Source organism: Brevibacterium sp. SIMBA_078 (assembly GCF_046534565.1).
Taxonomy (GTDB): domain Bacteria; phylum Actinomycetota; class Actinomycetes; order Actinomycetales; family Brevibacteriaceae; genus Brevibacterium.
The window spans coordinates 247,771-263,297 of the sequence record NZ_JAWRYQ010000002.1 but is presented as its reverse complement, the minus strand read 5'-3'; the positions used below and the strand labels follow the sequence as shown (position 1 = coordinate 263,297).

14 protein-coding genes and 2 tRNA genes are annotated in these 15,527 nt (G+C 63.6%); 10 read left to right on the top strand and 6 right to left on the bottom strand.

Annotated features, from left to right (window positions below; translation table 11 throughout):
* Positions 1-2 precede the first annotated feature (2 nt).
* From SB749_RS09525 to pepN, 3 genes are read right to left on the bottom strand one after another with little or no spacing between them, the layout of a single operon-like run.
* Complete coding sequence (locus SB749_RS09525; RefSeq protein ID WP_410710130.1) at positions 3-404, bottom strand: globin; 402 nt, start codon at positions 402-404, stop codon at positions 3-5.
* Positions 388-1,479 (bottom strand): mechanosensitive ion channel family protein, encoded by a 1,092-nt coding sequence (locus SB749_RS09520; RefSeq protein WP_410710129.1) that lies wholly within the window; start codon positions 1,477-1,479, stop codon positions 388-390. The genes SB749_RS09525 and SB749_RS09520 overlap by 17 nt, the downstream gene beginning before the upstream one ends.
* A gap of 12 nt (positions 1,480-1,491) precedes the next feature.
* Positions 1,492-4,170: an aminopeptidase N gene (gene pepN / locus SB749_RS09515; protein WP_410710128.1), complete on the bottom strand. Its 2,679-nt coding sequence runs from the start codon at positions 4,168-4,170 to the stop codon at positions 1,492-1,494.
* Positions 4,171-4,363: 193 nt separating this feature from the next.
* On the opposite strand from pepN, the gene SB749_RS09510 reads away from it, so the two are divergent.
* The 3 genes from SB749_RS09510 (at position 4,364) to SB749_RS09500 (ending at position 6,665) form a co-directional block, all read left to right on the top strand.
* Positions 4,364-4,969, top strand: coding sequence for a disulfide bond formation protein DsbA (locus tag SB749_RS09510; RefSeq protein WP_410710127.1), 606 nt, complete (start codon positions 4,364-4,366; stop codon positions 4,967-4,969).
* Between the two features lie 88 nt (positions 4,970-5,057).
* The gene (locus SB749_RS09505; RefSeq protein ID WP_410710126.1) at positions 5,058-5,531 is read left to right on the top strand and encodes a ribose-5-phosphate isomerase; all 474 of its coding nucleotides are present in this window, start codon (positions 5,058-5,060) and stop codon (positions 5,529-5,531) included.
* Between the two features lie 21 nt (positions 5,532-5,552).
* Positions 5,553-6,665: an alcohol dehydrogenase catalytic domain-containing protein gene (locus tag SB749_RS09500; protein ID WP_410710125.1), complete on the top strand. Its 1,113-nt coding sequence runs from the start codon at positions 5,553-5,555 to the stop codon at positions 6,663-6,665.
* Between the two features lie 80 nt (positions 6,666-6,745).
* Here SB749_RS09500 and SB749_RS09495 read toward each other — a convergent pair.
* A tRNA-Pro gene (locus SB749_RS09495) sits at positions 6,746-6,819 on the bottom strand.
* 165 nt (positions 6,820-6,984) lie between these two features.
* Here SB749_RS09495 and SB749_RS09490 point away from each other — a divergent pair.
* The 7 genes from SB749_RS09490 to SB749_RS09460 all read left to right on the top strand — a co-directional run bounded on the left by SB749_RS09490 (position 6,985) and on the right by SB749_RS09460 (position 14,380).
* A tRNA-Gly gene (locus SB749_RS09490) sits at positions 6,985-7,058 on the top strand.
* 62 nt (positions 7,059-7,120) lie between these two features.
* Positions 7,121-8,539: a hypothetical protein gene (locus SB749_RS09485; protein ID WP_410710124.1), complete on the top strand. Its 1,419-nt coding sequence runs from the start codon at positions 7,121-7,123 to the stop codon at positions 8,537-8,539.
* Between the two features lie 212 nt (positions 8,540-8,751).
* Positions 8,752-10,128: a trigger factor gene (gene tig, locus SB749_RS09480; RefSeq protein WP_410710123.1), complete on the top strand. Its 1,377-nt coding sequence runs from the start codon at positions 8,752-8,754 to the stop codon at positions 10,126-10,128.
* Between the two features lie 204 nt (positions 10,129-10,332).
* Positions 10,333-10,929 (top strand): ATP-dependent Clp protease proteolytic subunit, encoded by a 597-nt coding sequence (locus SB749_RS09475; RefSeq protein ID WP_101545567.1) that lies wholly within the window; start codon positions 10,333-10,335, stop codon positions 10,927-10,929.
* 26 nt (positions 10,930-10,955) lie between these two features.
* Positions 10,956-11,600 carry an ATP-dependent Clp protease proteolytic subunit gene (locus tag SB749_RS09470; protein WP_139467010.1) on the top strand — a complete coding sequence of 215 codons (645 nt, stop codon included), beginning with the start codon at positions 10,956-10,958 and terminating at the stop codon, positions 11,598-11,600.
* A gap of 197 nt (positions 11,601-11,797) precedes the next feature.
* Positions 11,798-13,081 carry an ATP-dependent Clp protease ATP-binding subunit ClpX gene (gene clpX, locus SB749_RS09465; RefSeq protein WP_169252138.1) on the top strand — a complete coding sequence of 428 codons (1,284 nt, stop codon included), beginning with the start codon at positions 11,798-11,800 and terminating at the stop codon, positions 13,079-13,081.
* A gap of 12 nt (positions 13,082-13,093) precedes the next feature.
* Positions 13,094-14,380, top strand: a complete 1,287-nt coding sequence (locus SB749_RS09460; RefSeq protein WP_410710122.1) for an MFS transporter — start codon at positions 13,094-13,096, stop codon at positions 14,378-14,380.
* 54 nt (positions 14,381-14,434) lie between these two features.
* Here the strand turns inward: SB749_RS09460 and SB749_RS09455 are convergent, their stop codons facing one another.
* On the bottom strand, positions 14,435-14,851 hold the full coding sequence (locus SB749_RS09455) for an SRPBCC family protein (protein WP_410710121.1): 417 nt from the start codon (positions 14,849-14,851) through the stop codon (positions 14,435-14,437).
* Positions 14,852-14,861: 10 nt separating this feature from the next.
* Positions 14,862-15,203 (bottom strand): ArsR/SmtB family transcription factor, encoded by a 342-nt coding sequence (locus SB749_RS09450; protein WP_410710120.1) that lies wholly within the window; start codon positions 15,201-15,203, stop codon positions 14,862-14,864.
* Between the last annotated feature and the right edge of the window lie 324 nt (positions 15,204-15,527).

Sequence of the window (15,527 nt, the reverse complement as noted above, 5' to 3'; positions counted from 1 at the left end):
GATCACCGGATGTTCGGGTTCGTATTCACCATCGCGGTCGCTGCCCGCTGGAAGTAGTCCCAGAACATCTCGTCGTACAGCGGCGGCAGGCTCACATCGTCGAGAGCCGCGCGCATGCAGCGCAGCCAGCGGTCCCGGGCATCGAAATCGATCGGATAGTCGAAATGCCGCATCCGCAGTCGCGGGTGACCCCGCTGCTCCTGGTAGGTCGACGGACCCCCGAAATACTGCTCGAGGAACATCTGCAGACGGTGCTTCGCCCCCTCCAGCTCATGGCCGTCGGGGTACATCGCAATGAGCTGAGGATCCGCATCGACATGCTGGTAGAACACGTCGACGAGGCGGGTGAACGTGTCATGCCCGCCGACGGCTTCGAAGATGGAACCGTCAGTTGTCTGCGACATCGCTCGATCCTTCACTGGGGGAGTCCTCCTGCACGGTGCTGCGGATCTCCTGGTCACTGGGCAGAGCCGAGGGATTCTCGGAATCCTCGGCGACTGCCGGAGTCATCGCCTTCTCCTGAGCGGGCAGAGTGCGCAGAACCGTCTCCTGAACCATACCGATCTGTCCGCCGCGCTTGGCCAGCTGGGTCATCAGTTCGGCACGGAAGGCTCGCTCGACCATCCACTGCAGGTTCGGTTTGGTCTTGACCATGGTGCGAATGACCCGGTGGGAGCCCGACAGCGACTGGACGCCGGCGATCTCGGGATCCTCGAGCATCGCATTGGACAGCTCGGGATCCCTCCGCAGGGTGCGCGTGATGTCCGCGGTCATCTCACGGTACTCGTCCATCGAGGTCCGGTAGTCGAGCGGGATGTCGAGCACGGCGCGCGCCCAACCCTGGGACAGGTTGCCCACGCGCAGGATCTCACCGTTGCGCACATGCCACAGGGTGCCGGTCAGGTCACGGATCTGGGTGCGGCGCAGGCCGACGTCCTCGACTTCGCCGACGGCTTCGCCGAGGTCGACGGTGTCACCGATTCCATACTGGTCTTCGATGACGATGAAGAATCCCGACAGGTAGTCGCGGACGAGCTCCTGAGCACCGAACGCGATGGCAACACCGGCGATACCGGCAGAAGCGAGGATCGGGGCGATGTTGAAGCTGAGCGCATCGAGGATCATGAGGACCGCGATGACACTGACGAGGATCGTCGTCACCGACGACAGCATGCGGCCCACGGTCTTCGCCCGCTGGGCTCGGCGCTGCTTGATCGTCTGCTCATCGATCCCGGTCCGCTGAGCCTCAAGCGCAGTGGCGGAGAATTTCGTTCGGCCGGCGCTTTCGGCCTTCTCGCTGCCGACTGTGCCCTTGGCCACTGCGGTGGTGAACCGACGGATGAAGAGTCGGATGATGAGGTTGACGACGATGGCGCCGATGATGATCACGGTGATCTTCAGCGGAGCACCGAGGAGGAACGTTGCCCAATCGAAGTCACTTGCGTTCTGAACAGTGGAATCTATTGCTTCGGTTGTCATGATCATTCGAGACTAACTGTGGAGGTTCAATGATCCCTTGGAAGCGCTGGACACACGCTGAACCTGCAGCGCCCGCTTCGCATCGGCGAGGTTCTCCCGCATCAGCCGCACCAGGCCCTTCGGCGCTGAGGGGTGATCGTCGAGCCACTGCGACGTGGCGTCGACTGTGGCAGAACTCACCGGTGGGTACAGCCGCAGAGTCATCGTCTGCGCCATCTCCAGGGTGCGCGTCTCCCACCAGCCTGCCACCCGTGCGAAGTATTCGTCGGCGAAGGACCGCAGCGGCGCCTCGGCGGCGATGGTATCTCCGGAGTTCGTCTGCAGCCCGGTACCGAAGCCGAGAGCGAGCGCCCCGAGCTCCGAGTTCGGCAGATTCGCATCGTCGACCATCCGTGTGAAAGTCTGCGATTTCGACGCCGAGGTGGGGCGGCTGGCCCGTGCTGTCGCGGCGTGGCGGACGCCGGTGGCGCTGGGGTCCCTGCGGCTCATGTCCTCGACTGTCGAATCGTCGACGACGTCGTTCGCGCACAGGCTGATGATGATCTCCCATGTGAGATCGGTGTCCAGGGCGATCCCGTAGACACGTTCGGTCTCCGGTCGCAGCCAGGACTTCAGCCGATCAAGCTGAACGGGGGTGGTCGCGTGACGGATGAATCCGCGCACGAACTGGAAGGCCTGGTCCGATCCTTCCTCGGTCGTCTCGAGGACCTCGATGAAACGGTCAGCCACCTCGGCGTGCATCCTCTCGCGCTCCTGCGGCGGCAGGTAGGAGCCGACTGCCGTATCGAGCTGGCGCATCTGCGTGAGCAGTCCGGAGGAATGGGTGATGGCGCCCAGGTGGGTGAGCACAGTGCCGATGTAATCGTGGACGGGCCGTTCGCCGTCACGGACCTCATCCCACAGCGTTGCCAGCACGAGGAGCTGGGTGAGCGAATCGTCGAAGTCACCCAGTCTGTTCGCCGCAGTGTCCATGCTGCGGGCGTCGAAGCGGACCTTCGCATAGCTGAGATCGGCGTCGTTGACGACGATGACATCGGGCAGCGCCAGGCCTCGAGCCTCGTCCACCTCTGCGGATTCTCCGTCGACGTCGAGAGGGAAGGAATGAATGCGTTGCAGACGTCCCTGCCCATTGTCCGAATAGAAGCCGACGGCCAACCGGTGCGGACGCAGCGACGGAGTCGGCTGACCAGGAATCGACCAGGGCTGCTGAGTCACGCGCAGGCTCGAGATCGTCTGCTCGTCCGTTCCCGATGCCTCGGCCGTGCCATCACCGGCCTCAGCGGTGACGACGGCTTCGAGGAGGTTGACCCCGGATTCCTCCAGCCACAGCTTCGACCAGCTCTCCAGATCCCTGCCCGAGGTGGCCTCGAGCTCCGTGAGCAGATCGGAGAGCTCGGTGTTCGACCACGCGTGCTTGTCGAAGTAGCTCTTGAGGCCGGAGAAGAACTCCTTGCGACCGACCCAGGCCACGAGCTGTTTGAGCACGGAAGCGCCCTTGGCGTAGGTGATTCCGTCGAAGTTGACTTCGACGTCGGCAAGATCGTCGATCGGGGCGACGATCGGGTGTGTGCTCGGGAGCTGATCCTGTCGGTAGGCCCACGACTTCTCGATCGTGGCGAAGGTCGTCCACGCATCGGCGAATTCGGTGGCCTCGGCCGTCGCCAGCGTCGACATGAACTCGGCGAAGGACTCGTTGAGCCACAGATCGTTCCACCAGCGCATGGTGACGAGATCGCCGAACCACATATGGGCGAGCTCGTGGAGGATCGTGACGGTCCGTCGTTCGACAAGAGCCTCGGTCGGACGCGACCGGAACACATAGTTCTCGAGGATCGTCACGGCGCCGGCATTCTCCATCGCTCCGGCATTGAACTCGGGCACGAAGAGCTGATCGTACTTCTCGAACGGGTAGGAGACACCGAATTCGCGTTCGAAGAACTCGAAACCGGCCTTCGTGATCCGGAACAGCTTCGTCGCATCGAGGTGTTCGAGCAGAGACGCACGGCAGTACAGGCCCAGCGGAACTATCGAACCGTCGGAGGAAGTCAGCTGCGAATGCACGGACTCATACGGGCCGGCGATGATCGCGGTGATATACGACGAGATCGGCGTGGTGGGGGCGAACTGCCACACCGCCATGCCCTCCTGCGGTTCCTCTCCGAGCTCGGCGAAAGTCTCCTTCGGATCGCTCGGAGTCGGAGTGGGGGAGTTCGAGACGACGGTCCACTTCTCCGGCGCGACGACGGTGAATGAGTACGGAGACTTGATATCGGGCTGTTCGAAGACGGGGAAGACACGGCGTGCGTCTGGGACCTCGAACTGAGAGTAGAGGTAGATCTCATCATCGATCGGGTCGACGAATCGGTGCAGACCCTCTCCGGTGTTCATATAGGTGAAATGGGCATCGACGATGAGTTCGTTCTCAGCGGCGAGGCCGGGAAGGGTGATGCGGGCCGGTGCGACCACCTCGGCAAGGTCGAGGTCCGTGCCGTTGAGGCGGACGCGCTCGACACTGGCGGTGATCGCGTCGATGAAGGTCGTCGAATCCGCTGCCGCAGTGAACCGGATACGTGAACGGACGCGGAAACTCTCACCAACTCCTGTGAGGATCAGAGTGTGCTCGTAGCTCGAGACGTCCACGACGGCTGAACGTTCGCGTGCTTCGTCGCGGGTGAGGTTGTGTTGCGGCACAGTGAGGTGACCTTCGCTTCGGGAACCGGGTGTACGCAGTCATTCTTTCATGAACACGCTCCGCTGCGGCGGTGTCGGTGCGACGGATCGCGATTCGGCCACCGTCACCGAGGCTGGCGGGTCTTGATAGATTGTGCACTGACACGATGGGTGCCCGGCCTGGGACCCGCGAGCGTTTGACGGAGGAGAGACAGTGAGCAAGGAAACACTCGATCTGTGGTTCGACACGGCCTGCCCGTGGGCATGGATGACCTCACGCTGGGGACTCGAGGTCGCGAAGGTCCGCGACGTCGAGGTGAAATTCCACCCGATGAGCCTGAACTTCCTCAACCGTGACAAGGACATTCCCGAGGACTACCGGGCGCTGATGAACCGGGCCCTGGCCCCGATGCGCATCGTCACCGCCGCAATCGCCGAACACGGTGAGGAGATCGCCGAACCGCTCTACACCGCAATCGGTACACGGATCCACCCGGGTGGAGAGAAGGACTTCGAGAAGGCAGTGTCCGAAGCTCTGGCCGAACTGCAGCTGCCCGCCGACCTCATGAAGTACGGCGAGACCGATGACTACGACTCACAGCTCCAGGCCTCCCACGACGAGGCCCTGAGCTTGGTCGGCGACGATGTCGGCACACCGATCTGCCGCGTCGCCGGGACCGCGTTCTTCGGTCCTGTCGTCACCCCCGCTCCGAAGGGAGAGGATGCCGGACGCCTCTTCGACGGAGTCCTCGCGGTCGCCTCGACGCCGGGATTCTTCGAGCTCAAGCGCACCCGCGACCAGGGCCCGATCTTCGACTGAGCTGTTCGCGCCGAACCAACGGCCGCGACTGAACAGTCCGTTCACGCAGCGGGCTCAACCGCTGCAGATTCCACCGAAAGGCAGACACATGAAGGTTCACCTCGGCACCGACCACGCCGGATTCGAATTCAAAGAAGTCCTCAAGTCCCATCTCGAGTCGGCCGGACACGATGTCGTCGACCACGGCGCACTTGAGTACGACGCGCTCGATGACTACCCGGCCTTCTGCATCGCCGCGGCACAGGCCGTCGTCGATGACCAAGCCGCAGGCGTCGACGCGTTCGGCGTTGTCATCGGCGGATCGGGCAACGGCGAACAGATGGCCGCGAACCTGGTCAAGGGAGCGCGTACCGCACTGGCCTGGAACCCGGAGATCTCGAAGCTGGCCCGTCAGCACAACAACGCTCAGATCGTTGCGGTCGGTGCCCGTCAGCATCCCGAAGCCGACGCGATCGCGATCGTCGATGCGTTCTTGGCCGAACCGTTCTCCGGCGATGAGCGTCACGAACGTCGCATCGACATCATGGCGAAATACGAGGAGCAGGGCCCGCAGGCTCTGTGACCGGACGAAGGGACTGAGTCTATGAAGATCGACGGTGCTGTGCTGCGAGAGATGAAGCGGTCCAGGCCCTTCGCCCAGTCACAGCCGATCTCGGTTGAGACGCTCGAACTCGATGAGCCGGGTCCAGGGGAGGTCCGGATCCAGATGACGGCCGCCGGGGTCTGTCACTCGGACCTGTCCGTCGTCGACGGAAACCGTCCTCGCCCGCTGCCGATGCTGCTCGGGCACGAAGGCGCGGGAGTCGTCGAGAAGCTCGGCGACGGCGTCGATGATCTCGAGGTCGGCCAGCAGGTCGTCACAGTGTTCCTGCCCCGGTGCGGGGAATGCGCGAACTGCCGCACCGACGGCAAGCTGCCGTGCACCCCCGGCAGCGCCACGAATGGAGCCGGGACCCTGCCGTTCGACGGCCGCAAGGTGCGTCTCCATGACGACACCGGTGCGGAAGTGCTCCACCACCTCGGTGCGTCCGTATTCGCCACTCACGCAGTGGTCAATCGGGCATCCGTGGTTCCCGTCGATGACGATGTTCCCGCCTCCATCGCTGCGGTGCTCGGATGCGCCGTGCTCACCGGCGGGGGCGCGGTGCTCAACGCGGGACGGCCGGGACCGGATCACGAGGTGATGATCGTCGGCCTCGGCGGAGTCGGAATGGCTGCGCTCATTACGGCCTTGTCGATCGAGACCGCCGGAGTCATCGGCGTCGACGCGAACCCTGACAAGCTGGTGCGGGCGAAGGAACTCGGTGCCGTCGAGGTCTACACCCCCGAACAGTTGGGGGAGCGGAAGGCTCCGATCGTCATCGAATGCGTCGGGCATGCTCGGGCCTTCGAGACCGCGTTCACGGCCACAGCCGTCGGCGGGACGACTGTGACGGTGGGGCTGCCCGCCCCGGACGCGCAGTCTCACATCACCCCGGTGACCCTGACAGCCGAGGCTCGGACCGTGATCGGCTCCTATCTGGGGTCAGCAGTGCCGAGTCGGGATATCCCCGTCTATGCCCAGCTGTGGAGAGAAGGCAAGCTGCCCGTCGAGGAGCTCATCTCCGACACGATCAAGCTGAACGAGCTCAACGAGGCCTTCGACGCGCTCTCCGACGGGACGGTCGTCAGGCAGGTCATCGACTTCGAGGCGTGAGCTGCGGCTCTGCTGTCGGCCTGTCGAAATTCGACATGAAGAAGCCGCCCGGACCGATCGGTCCGGGCGGCTGAAGTCTGTCGGGATGACAGGATTTGAACCTGCGACCCTCTGTTCCCAAAACAGATGCGCTACCAAGCTGCGCCACATCCCGCGACGGCTCCTATCTAACCACAGGCGGGTCGCGACGCGCACCTTGCGAATCCCGCACACCCGTCAATGCGACGCACCTCACAGTGAGATCGCACGAGTGACGCAGGTCACCGAATGTCGATTTGGCGCTCGAAGAAGTTCTCGACTATAGTCGAACTCGCGACACGGGGATGTAGCTCAATGGTAGAGCCTCAGTCTTCCAAACTGATGGTGCGGGTTCGATTCCCGTCATCCCCTCCACGAACCGGTCTGACACGATGGTCAGGCCGGTTTCTTCGTTCCCGGACGGGTAAGATCCTCAGATGACCACAGTCGATCAGCCGCCGCAGAGTACGCCCTTGCGCGATGAGCGTGACACTGCGTCGGCGATCGCGCGACCCAGCCGGCGAGCGATGCTCGCCGGAGCGGTCGTCGGGATCGGTGCGATCGGCCTCGGTTCGGCGATCACCGCGGCACTCGCCGATGCGGCCCGACCGGATCCCGTCCGCTCGGTCACTGCCGCATACACCGGATCAGGTCGGCGCGAAGCCCTCGATGCCCTCGCCGCGCGACGCCTGCCCGCACAGTCACGCGTCATGCCGGATCTGGTCGATCCGGGCCCGGCGCGGCGGCAGCGGGAATTCCTCGCCAGCTGCGAATCGTGGCTGGGATTTCTGCCTGCCCACCGCCGCGACCTCGCTGTCTCCGCCCTGCTCGACCTGTGGGTCCTCAGCGATGAATTGCCCGCCCCGGTCGCCGGATGGGCCGATGCCTGGCGCTATGTCTGGCCGCGGGACACGGCTTTCTCTGCAGTGGCTCTGTCGCGGGTCGGGTTGTCGGAACTGTCATGGAGCCATCTGCGCTATCTGCAGTCCGTGCAAGCGGTCGACGGGTCGTTCGCCGCCCGCGTCGACCCGTCGACTGGTCTGGCTCCGGACGATCGCGAGTCACAGTTCGATTCCCTCGGTCTCGTCCTCTGGGCGGTCTCCGAAGTGCATGCCGTCTCCGCGACGACGACCGCGCCGTCCGACCTCGGGGAGCTCGATGACCTGCTGCGACGGACCAGTCGGCGCCTGTTCGACCTCACCGACCGCGGTCGCAGCCTGCCTCCGGTCGGTCCGGACTACTGGGAAGTCGGAGAATCACAGGTCACCCTCGGTTTGGCCGGACCGACTCTGGTCGGGATGAACTCACTCACTGCGCTGACCAAGGCGAATGGGGATCTGTGGAGCCGCCTCGGCGAGGATGCGGCAGCCGTTCTGCTCGCAGCGGATGACTTTCGTGCGACCTTCACTCGAACCTTCGGTGCCAATGGGATGCAGCGGTATCCCACCTCGGGCGGATCGGATTCGGCCATCGCCTACCTGCCCGCCGCCGGGCTCGTGCCGAAGCGGTCAGAAGGGATCTACGCGCTCGAACCTGAGCTTCTCGCAGGAGTATGGGACCGCCTCGAACAGCCGGCCGGAGGGATCAAGCCCGGACACGGCTGGATCATCGACCGCTCCAGCTGGACGCCGTCGACGTCGCTTATGGCGCTCGGCTTCGCGCGCCTCGGGCTGAGCGACCGAGCCGAATCGATCCTCGACTGGCTGGCAGACCATCGCACCAGTGCAGGATCGCTGCCGGAGAAGATCAGCGCGGACGGTGATCCGATCTCCGTGGCGCCGTTGTCGTGGACGGCAGCCAACGTCATCATCACTCTCGACGAACTCTACGGACACCGAGGTGGAGCGAGCTCGTGAAATCACCCCGGTTTCGCGTATCGGGCGGGGTTTCGCGTAACATAGGTGATTGCGTCTTGCGGACGTGCGCGAACTATTCGTGGACTTTCGCTCCCTCTAAGGTCACGAGATGACCGATCAGGCTGTGAGATGGCCGTTTGCGGTCACGAACCCGGATGATCAGGTCGGAGATGACCGAAAATGCATGACTGTCGAATTTGAAAGGTCACACTGTGAAGAGCTCCGTCGAGCAACTCGACCCCACCCGGGTCAAGATCAGCGTGGAAGTCCCATACGCCGAACTCAAACCGAGCGTCGACGAGGCATACAAGACCATCGGGGCTCAAGTCACCGTCCCCGGGTTCCGTAAGGGCAAGGTCCCCGCGCGCATCATCGATCAGCGCGTCGGCCGTCCTGCTGTGATCCAGGAAGCCATCAACAACGGACTTGACGACTTCTACCGCAACGCGGTCGAAGAACATGACCTCAAGCCGATGGGCCAGCCCGAGGTCGAGATCTCCGAGGTTCCCGGTCTCGACGGAACCGAAGACGGCGAACTCGGCTTCACCGTCGAGGTCGACGTGCGCCCCGAGGTCGAACTGCCTGCCTACGACACGATCAACATCGAGGTCGACCCCATCGAGGTCACCGACGCCGATGTCGACGCCGAGCTCGAGCAGCTGCGCACCCGCTTCGGAACACTCGTCGCCGTTGACCGCCCCGCGACCAAGGACGACTTCGTCACCCTCGATCTCGTCGCCACCATCGGCGACGAAGAGATCGACACCGCTTCCGACATCTCCTACCAGGTCGGTGCCGGAACGATGCTCGAAGGCATGGACGAAGCTCTCGACGGCCTCTCCGCCGGAGAGACCACGACCTTCGAGACCACCTTCGCAGGCGGCGAGCACGCCGGCGAACAGGGCACCGTGAAGATCACCCTGGGTGCTGTGAAGGAACGTGAACTGCCCGAGGCCGACGACGACTTCGCTCAGCTGGCCAGCGAGTTCGACACGATCGACGAACTGCGGGAGGACCTCCGCGTCCAGGCCGGCAAGGCCAAGGAGACCGAACAGGGCGTCCAGGCACGCGACAAGGTCCTCGAGCACCTCATGGAGACCCTCGACGTCCCGGTTCCGGCCAAGATCGTCACCGACGAGGTCGAGCGTCACCTCGAGTCCGAGAACCGTTCGGACGACGACGAGCACCGCAAGGAGGTCACCGAGGAGACCGAGCGCAACCTGCGCACGCAGTTCATCCTCGATGCCGTCTCCGAAGCCGAGAACGTCGAGGTCAGCCAGCCCGAACTCATCGAGTACCTGATCTCCGCTTCGCAGCAGTACGGAATGAACCCCAACGAGTTCGCCCAGATGCTCGACAGCTCCGGCCAGGTCAATGCGCTGGTCGGCGAGGTCTCGCGCCGCAAGGCCCTGGCCGCCGTCCTCGCCGGTGCCACGGTCAAGGACACCGCCGGAAACGTCGTCGACATGGAGGCCTTCACCTCCGCCGGTGACGACGCCGAGGAAGCCGGTGCCGAGGATGCCGACGCGACCGCGCAGAGCGCGGAAGCCGCGGACGAAGCACCTGCAGAGGTCGCCGAAGAGAACTGAGGACGAGCCGCCTCGGCGGTGGAATCCTGATGAGACGGTGGGTACGGATTGTGATCCGTACCCACCGTCTTCGCATCTGCGCAGGTCCCGATCACGCTGAGGGCGAACACAGGCCTCGCCGCGGACTAAAACCCGGGGGAGAGCGGTTAGAGTCCATAACAAGCCATCCACAGAACACAGGAGTGAAACGTGAGCGCATACGACATGACAGCTCCCGTCGGCCTCGACGCCGGTGGGGGAATGGGTCTGGACGACCATATCTTCAATCGTCTTCTCAAAGAGCGCATCATCTGGCTCGGTTCGGAAGTGCGTGACGACAACGCCAACGCCATCTGCGCGCAGATGATGCTGCTGGCCGCCGAAGATCCCGAAGCGGACATCTCGCTCTACATCAACTCGCCCGGCGGTTCCGTCACCGCCGGAATGGCCATCTACGACACGATGCAGTACATCAAGCCCGATGTCTCCACCGTGGCCATGGGCATGGCCGCCTCGATGGGACAGTTCCTGCTCTCCTCGGGCACCCCGGGCAAGCGCTACGCCACCCCGCACGCCCGCATCCTCATGCACCAGCCGCTGGGCGGCATCGGGGGTACGGCCACCGACATCAAGATCCAGGCCGAACTGATCCTGCACATGAAGAAGCAGATGGCCGAACTGACTGCTCAGCAGACCGGGAAGTCGCTCGAGCAGATCCTCCAGGACAACGACCGCGACCACTGGTTCACCGCCGAAGAGGCGCTCGAATACGGATTCATCGACAAGATGGTCACCCGCGCGTCCGACGTCGAGAACAACTGAGCAGGAGTGAGGGAAGAATGAATTCAATGAACTTTATGCCGGGTTCGACGGCGTCGAACATGCCGCAGTCGCGTTATGTCATGCCGCAGTTCGAAGAGCGCACACCCTATGGCTTCAAGCGCCAGGACCCCTACACCAAGCTCTTCGATGACCGTGTCGTGTTCCTCGGCGCGCAGGTCGATGACACGTCCGCCGACGACGTCATGGCTCAGCTGCTCGTCCTCGAATCGCAGGATCCTGACCGTGATATCACTCTCTACATCAACTCGCCGGGTGGGTCGTTCACGGCGATGACGGCCATCTACGACACGATGCAGTACATCAAGCCGGAGATCCAGACCGTCTGCCTCGGTCAGGCCGCCTCCGCAGCCGCCGTGCTGCTGGCCGCCGGCACTCCCGGCAAGCGTCTCGCCCTGCCGAACGCGCGAGTGCTCATCCACCAGCCCGCGATGCAGGGGCAGGGACAGGGGCAGGCCTCTGACCTCGAGATCCAGGCCGCTGAGGTGCTGCGGATGCGCGAATGGCTCGAAGGAACTCTGGCCAAGCACTCGAACAAGGAGGCCGCTCAGGTCTCGAACGACATCGAACGCGACCTCTTCCTCACGGCCGAGCAGGCCAAGGACTACGGTCTCGTCGACCAGGTGCTCTCTTCGCGCAAGAACGCGAGCTGATCACCTGTCGGAGGACAGGGGAGACACTGAGAACGGGTTGGTGCGATTGCGATCGGACGGACCCGTTCTCAGTTCCTTCCGCCGACACACCGAGTCGTGGCTGGGGGCTCGTGTCAGCCACGTATGGGAAGCTATTGAGGTACAGGAAACACGAGCGGTAGAGTTGGGGCCAAGCGTCCTGGCGAAAGGTTGTGACAGTGGCTCGCAGTGCGGACGGAGCAGACCTGCTCAAATGCAACTTCTGTGGGAAGTCTCAGAAGCAGGTTCGGAAACTCATCGCCGGACCTGGTGTTTACATCTGCGATGAATGCATCGGATTGTGCAATGAGATCATCGAAGAGGAGCTCAGCGAATCCAGTCCGGAGCAGGCCGAACTCGAGCTGCCCAAACCTCGTGAGATCTTCGACTTCCTCCAGGAGTACGTCGTCGGTCAGGAACCGGCGAAGAAGGCACTGTCGGTAGCCGTCTACAACCACTACAAGCGGATCCGATCGCTGCAGTCCGGTGACGAGAAGACCCTCGGCTCCAGCGACTCCGAGGTTGAGATCGCGAAGTCGAACATTCTGCTCGTCGGTCCCACCGGCTCGGGAAAGACCTACCTCGCCCAGTCGCTGGCGAAGCGTCTCAATGTCCCGTTCGCGGTCGCCGATGCCACCGCGCTGACCGAAGCCGGCTACGTCGGCGAAGACGTCGAGAACATCCTTCTCAAACTCATTCAGGCCGCAGACTTCGATATCCAGCGCGCCGAGCACGGAATCATCTATATCGACGAGATCGATAAGATCGCTCGCAAGTCGGAGAACCCGTCGATCACCCGCGACGTGTCCGGTGAGGGCGTGCAGCAGGCACTGCTGAAGATCCTCGAAGGCACTCAGGCGTCGGTGCCGCCGCAGGGCGGGCGCAAACACCCGCACCAGGACTTCCTGCAGATCGACACGACCAATGTGCTCTTCATCGTCGCCGGCGCTTTCGCCGGCATGGAGGAGATCGTCGCCGGCCGCAAGGGCAAGCACGGCATCGGCTTCGGCGCACTGCTGCAGTCGAAGAACGACGAAGAAGACCTCTACGCGGACATCCTTCCCGAAGATCTGCTCAAGTTCGGCCTCATCCCGGAGTTCATCGGCCGGCTGCCGGTGCTGGCCACCGTGTCCAACCTCGACCGGGCCGCGCTGATGTCGATCCTCACCGAGCCGAAGAACGCCTTGGTCAAGCAGTACCAGCGGATGTTCGAGTTCGACAATGTCTCCCTGACATTCGAGACTGAGGCACTTGAGGCCATCGCCGATCTCGCTCTGCTGCGCGGCACGGGCGCTCGAGGCCTGCGCTCGATCATGGAAGAGGTCCTGCAGCCGGTCATGTTCGATGTGCCTTCACGCGAAGACATCGCCGAGGTGGTCGTGACCAAGGACGTCGTCGAATCGAATGTCGCCCCGACCCTCGTGCCGAAGTCACGGAACAGGACGAATAAGAAGTCTGCCTGAGTCTCTTTTCGCATGAGACTCCTGGCCGACACACGACCACTGCGCTACGCGTCGTTCCGACGACTGTGGGTGGCCAATATCGTCACCGTCATCGGTGCGCAGATGACTGTTGTGGCGATCCCCGCACAGATCTTCCATATCACCGGGTCGTCCGGGTATGTCGGGCTCGCCGGTGCGTTCGGGCTGGTTCCGCTCATCGTCTTCGGATTGTGGGGCGGGTCGTTGGCCGACGTCATCGATCGACGCAGACTGCTCGTGATCTCGACGGTCGGTCTGATCGTCACGAGCGCGATACTTGCCCTCATCGCGGTGCTCAGCATCGACAATGTCTGGCTGCTGCTGTCGGTGTTTTCGATGCAGCAGGCATTCTTCGGCCTGAACCAGCCGGCGCGGGGAGCTCTGCTGCCGTCGATCATCCCGCTCGGCCTGCTGCCCGCGGCGAACTCGCTGAACATGACCGTGATGACACTGGGCGCCGTCGTCGGCCCTGTCGTCGGCGGAGCGCTGATCCCGCTGTTCGGATACCAGCTGCTCTACGGCATCGACGCCGTGCTCCTGTTCGCTACGCTCTACGCAGTGATCCGACTGCCGTCGCTGCCGCCGCAGAAACAGCCCGATACTCGGTCGGGATTCAAAGGCATCGTCGACGGGTTCCGGTATCTGCGGACGAACACCGTCGTCATGGTCTCTCTGCTGGTGGACATCATTGCGATGGTCTTCGGAATGCCGCGGGCACTGTTCCCGCAGATCGCCGCTGAGACCTTCGACGGTCCGCCCGAGGGCGGCATTGTCTTCTCGCTGCTCTTCGCTGCGCTGGCCGGCGGAAGCGCATTGGCTGGGATCTTCTCCGGATGGGTCTCGCGCGTGGAGCGCCAGGGACTGGCCGTCATCGTCGCCATCGTCGTCTGGGGTGCGGCGATGACGGTGTTCGGGGTGTCGCTCGAACTGGCGGCAGGGTTCTGGCTGACTGCGCTCGTCGTCGCATTGGCTGCGATGGCGGTCGGCGGAGGAGCCGATATCGTTTCCGGAGCTTTTCGGCAGACGATGCTCCAGGAGGCCGCAACCGATGCGATGCGCGGTCGGATGCAGGGAGTGTTCATCGTGGTCGTCGCCGGCGGACCTCGTATCGCAGACGTCCTCCACGGCTCCGTCGCGGCCGTTACAGACACCACGGTCGCCTCGGCGGGCGGCGGCGTCGCCGTCATCGTTCTCGTGCTTGCCTGTGCGGTGGCCTTTCCGACCTTCCGGAAGTACCGGGTCGAACGCGGCGGGCACGAGCACACTGTCGCCACTGCCTGATCCATCGAGCAGACCTGACGTTCGACCGTGCTCGTCCTACAAGTCGTCGCAGAATCAGCGCGAGTCGTCGCCCTGGAGGGCCTGCTCCATCCCGGCCAGTATTCCCGGCCACCCCGATCCCATGCCCTTGAATGCCTGACGGCCCAGCGGAGAGTCGACGTCGAGTCCCGAATGAGCCAAGAAGAGTCGGGTCCCTGTGCCTTCGGGCATGAGCGTCCACGTCAGCGTCGAATCCAGCGTGCCCTCGGAGAACGTATAGGCGAGGAGGCGCTGCGCATCGACCCGGGTGACCGTGCACGGCTGCTTCCCGAACCCGCCCATGTCGAGAGTGAAGGAATGTCCGACGACAGGGGCGATGTCACCGGCGGCCCACCACCGCGCCATGACGTCAGGCTCGGTGAGCGCCCGCCAGACGGTGGCAGGGGAGTGGGAGAGGAACTGGTCGACTTCGATCGTGCGTTCGTCTGTCATGAGCTGCGTCCTAGTCTGTGACGGGGTTGTCTGCGGATTCCGATTCCTCGAGTTCGTCCAGTGCCCGGGACAGATCGCCGAGGCGGTCGCGCCAGTAGCGTTCGAAAGGGTGGAGCCATTCTGCGAGTTCGGCGAACGGAGCGGCCTCAAGGTGATAGATGCGCTTCTGCCCCTGTGGCTCCTCGCGGACCAAACCGGTGTGTCGGAGCACTCGCAGGTGCTCGGAGACCGCTGGACGACTGAGTTCGAACAGGGCGGTCAGCTCGGACACCGAACGTGGTTTGGTGCGGACCGCCTCGAGGATCGAGCGCCGGGTGTCGTTGGCTACGGCCGAGAAGACATCGGAATTCACACGATCGAGCGTATGTCGGGTTTCTCCGACATGTCAAGATAATCCGACATATCTGCGCTTTCGGGAATTGTCGCGCAGCTTGCGCCGCGGCTCATACCCTGCACAGCAGGCGGCATGACGTCCCGGTGAATTCGCATTCCTCACCGTTGCCCTTACACCACCGCGCTGGTGTCATAACGCCCCGGTACTGGCGTATCCCTCACCCGTCCTGCCCAAACACCGTAGTGCACCCAGGTGTTGAGTGACGACGGGTGAGGGGCGCCCCATGCGGCGCCATAGGGAGATGGGCGGGAGAGACGACGACACCCCCGACTCGCCGCAGAA

Coding starts and splice junctions, on each gene's coding strand:
- SB749_RS09520 (WP_410710129.1), bottom strand. CDS start 1,479: ATGACAACCGAAGCAATAGATTCCACTGTTCAGAACGCAAGTGACTTC.
- SB749_RS09485 (WP_410710124.1), top strand. CDS start 7,121: ATGACCACAGTCGATCAGCCGCCGCAGAGTACGCCCTTGCGCGATGAG.
- SB749_RS09505 (WP_410710126.1), top strand. CDS start 5,058: ATGAAGGTTCACCTCGGCACCGACCACGCCGGATTCGAATTCAAAGAA.
- SB749_RS09460 (WP_410710122.1), top strand. CDS start 13,094: ATGAGACTCCTGGCCGACACACGACCACTGCGCTACGCGTCGTTCCGA.
- SB749_RS09525 (WP_410710130.1), bottom strand. CDS start 404: ATGTCGCAGACAACTGACGGTTCCATCTTCGAAGCCGTCGGCGGGCAT.
- SB749_RS09470 (WP_139467010.1), top strand. CDS start 10,956: ATGAACTTTATGCCGGGTTCGACGGCGTCGAACATGCCGCAGTCGCGT.
- SB749_RS09475 (WP_101545567.1), top strand. CDS start 10,333: ATGACAGCTCCCGTCGGCCTCGACGCCGGTGGGGGAATGGGTCTGGAC.
- SB749_RS09455 (WP_410710121.1), bottom strand. CDS start 14,851: ATGACAGACGAACGCACGATCGAAGTCGACCAGTTCCTCTCCCACTCC.
- SB749_RS09500 (WP_410710125.1), top strand. CDS start 5,553: ATGAAGATCGACGGTGCTGTGCTGCGAGAGATGAAGCGGTCCAGGCCC.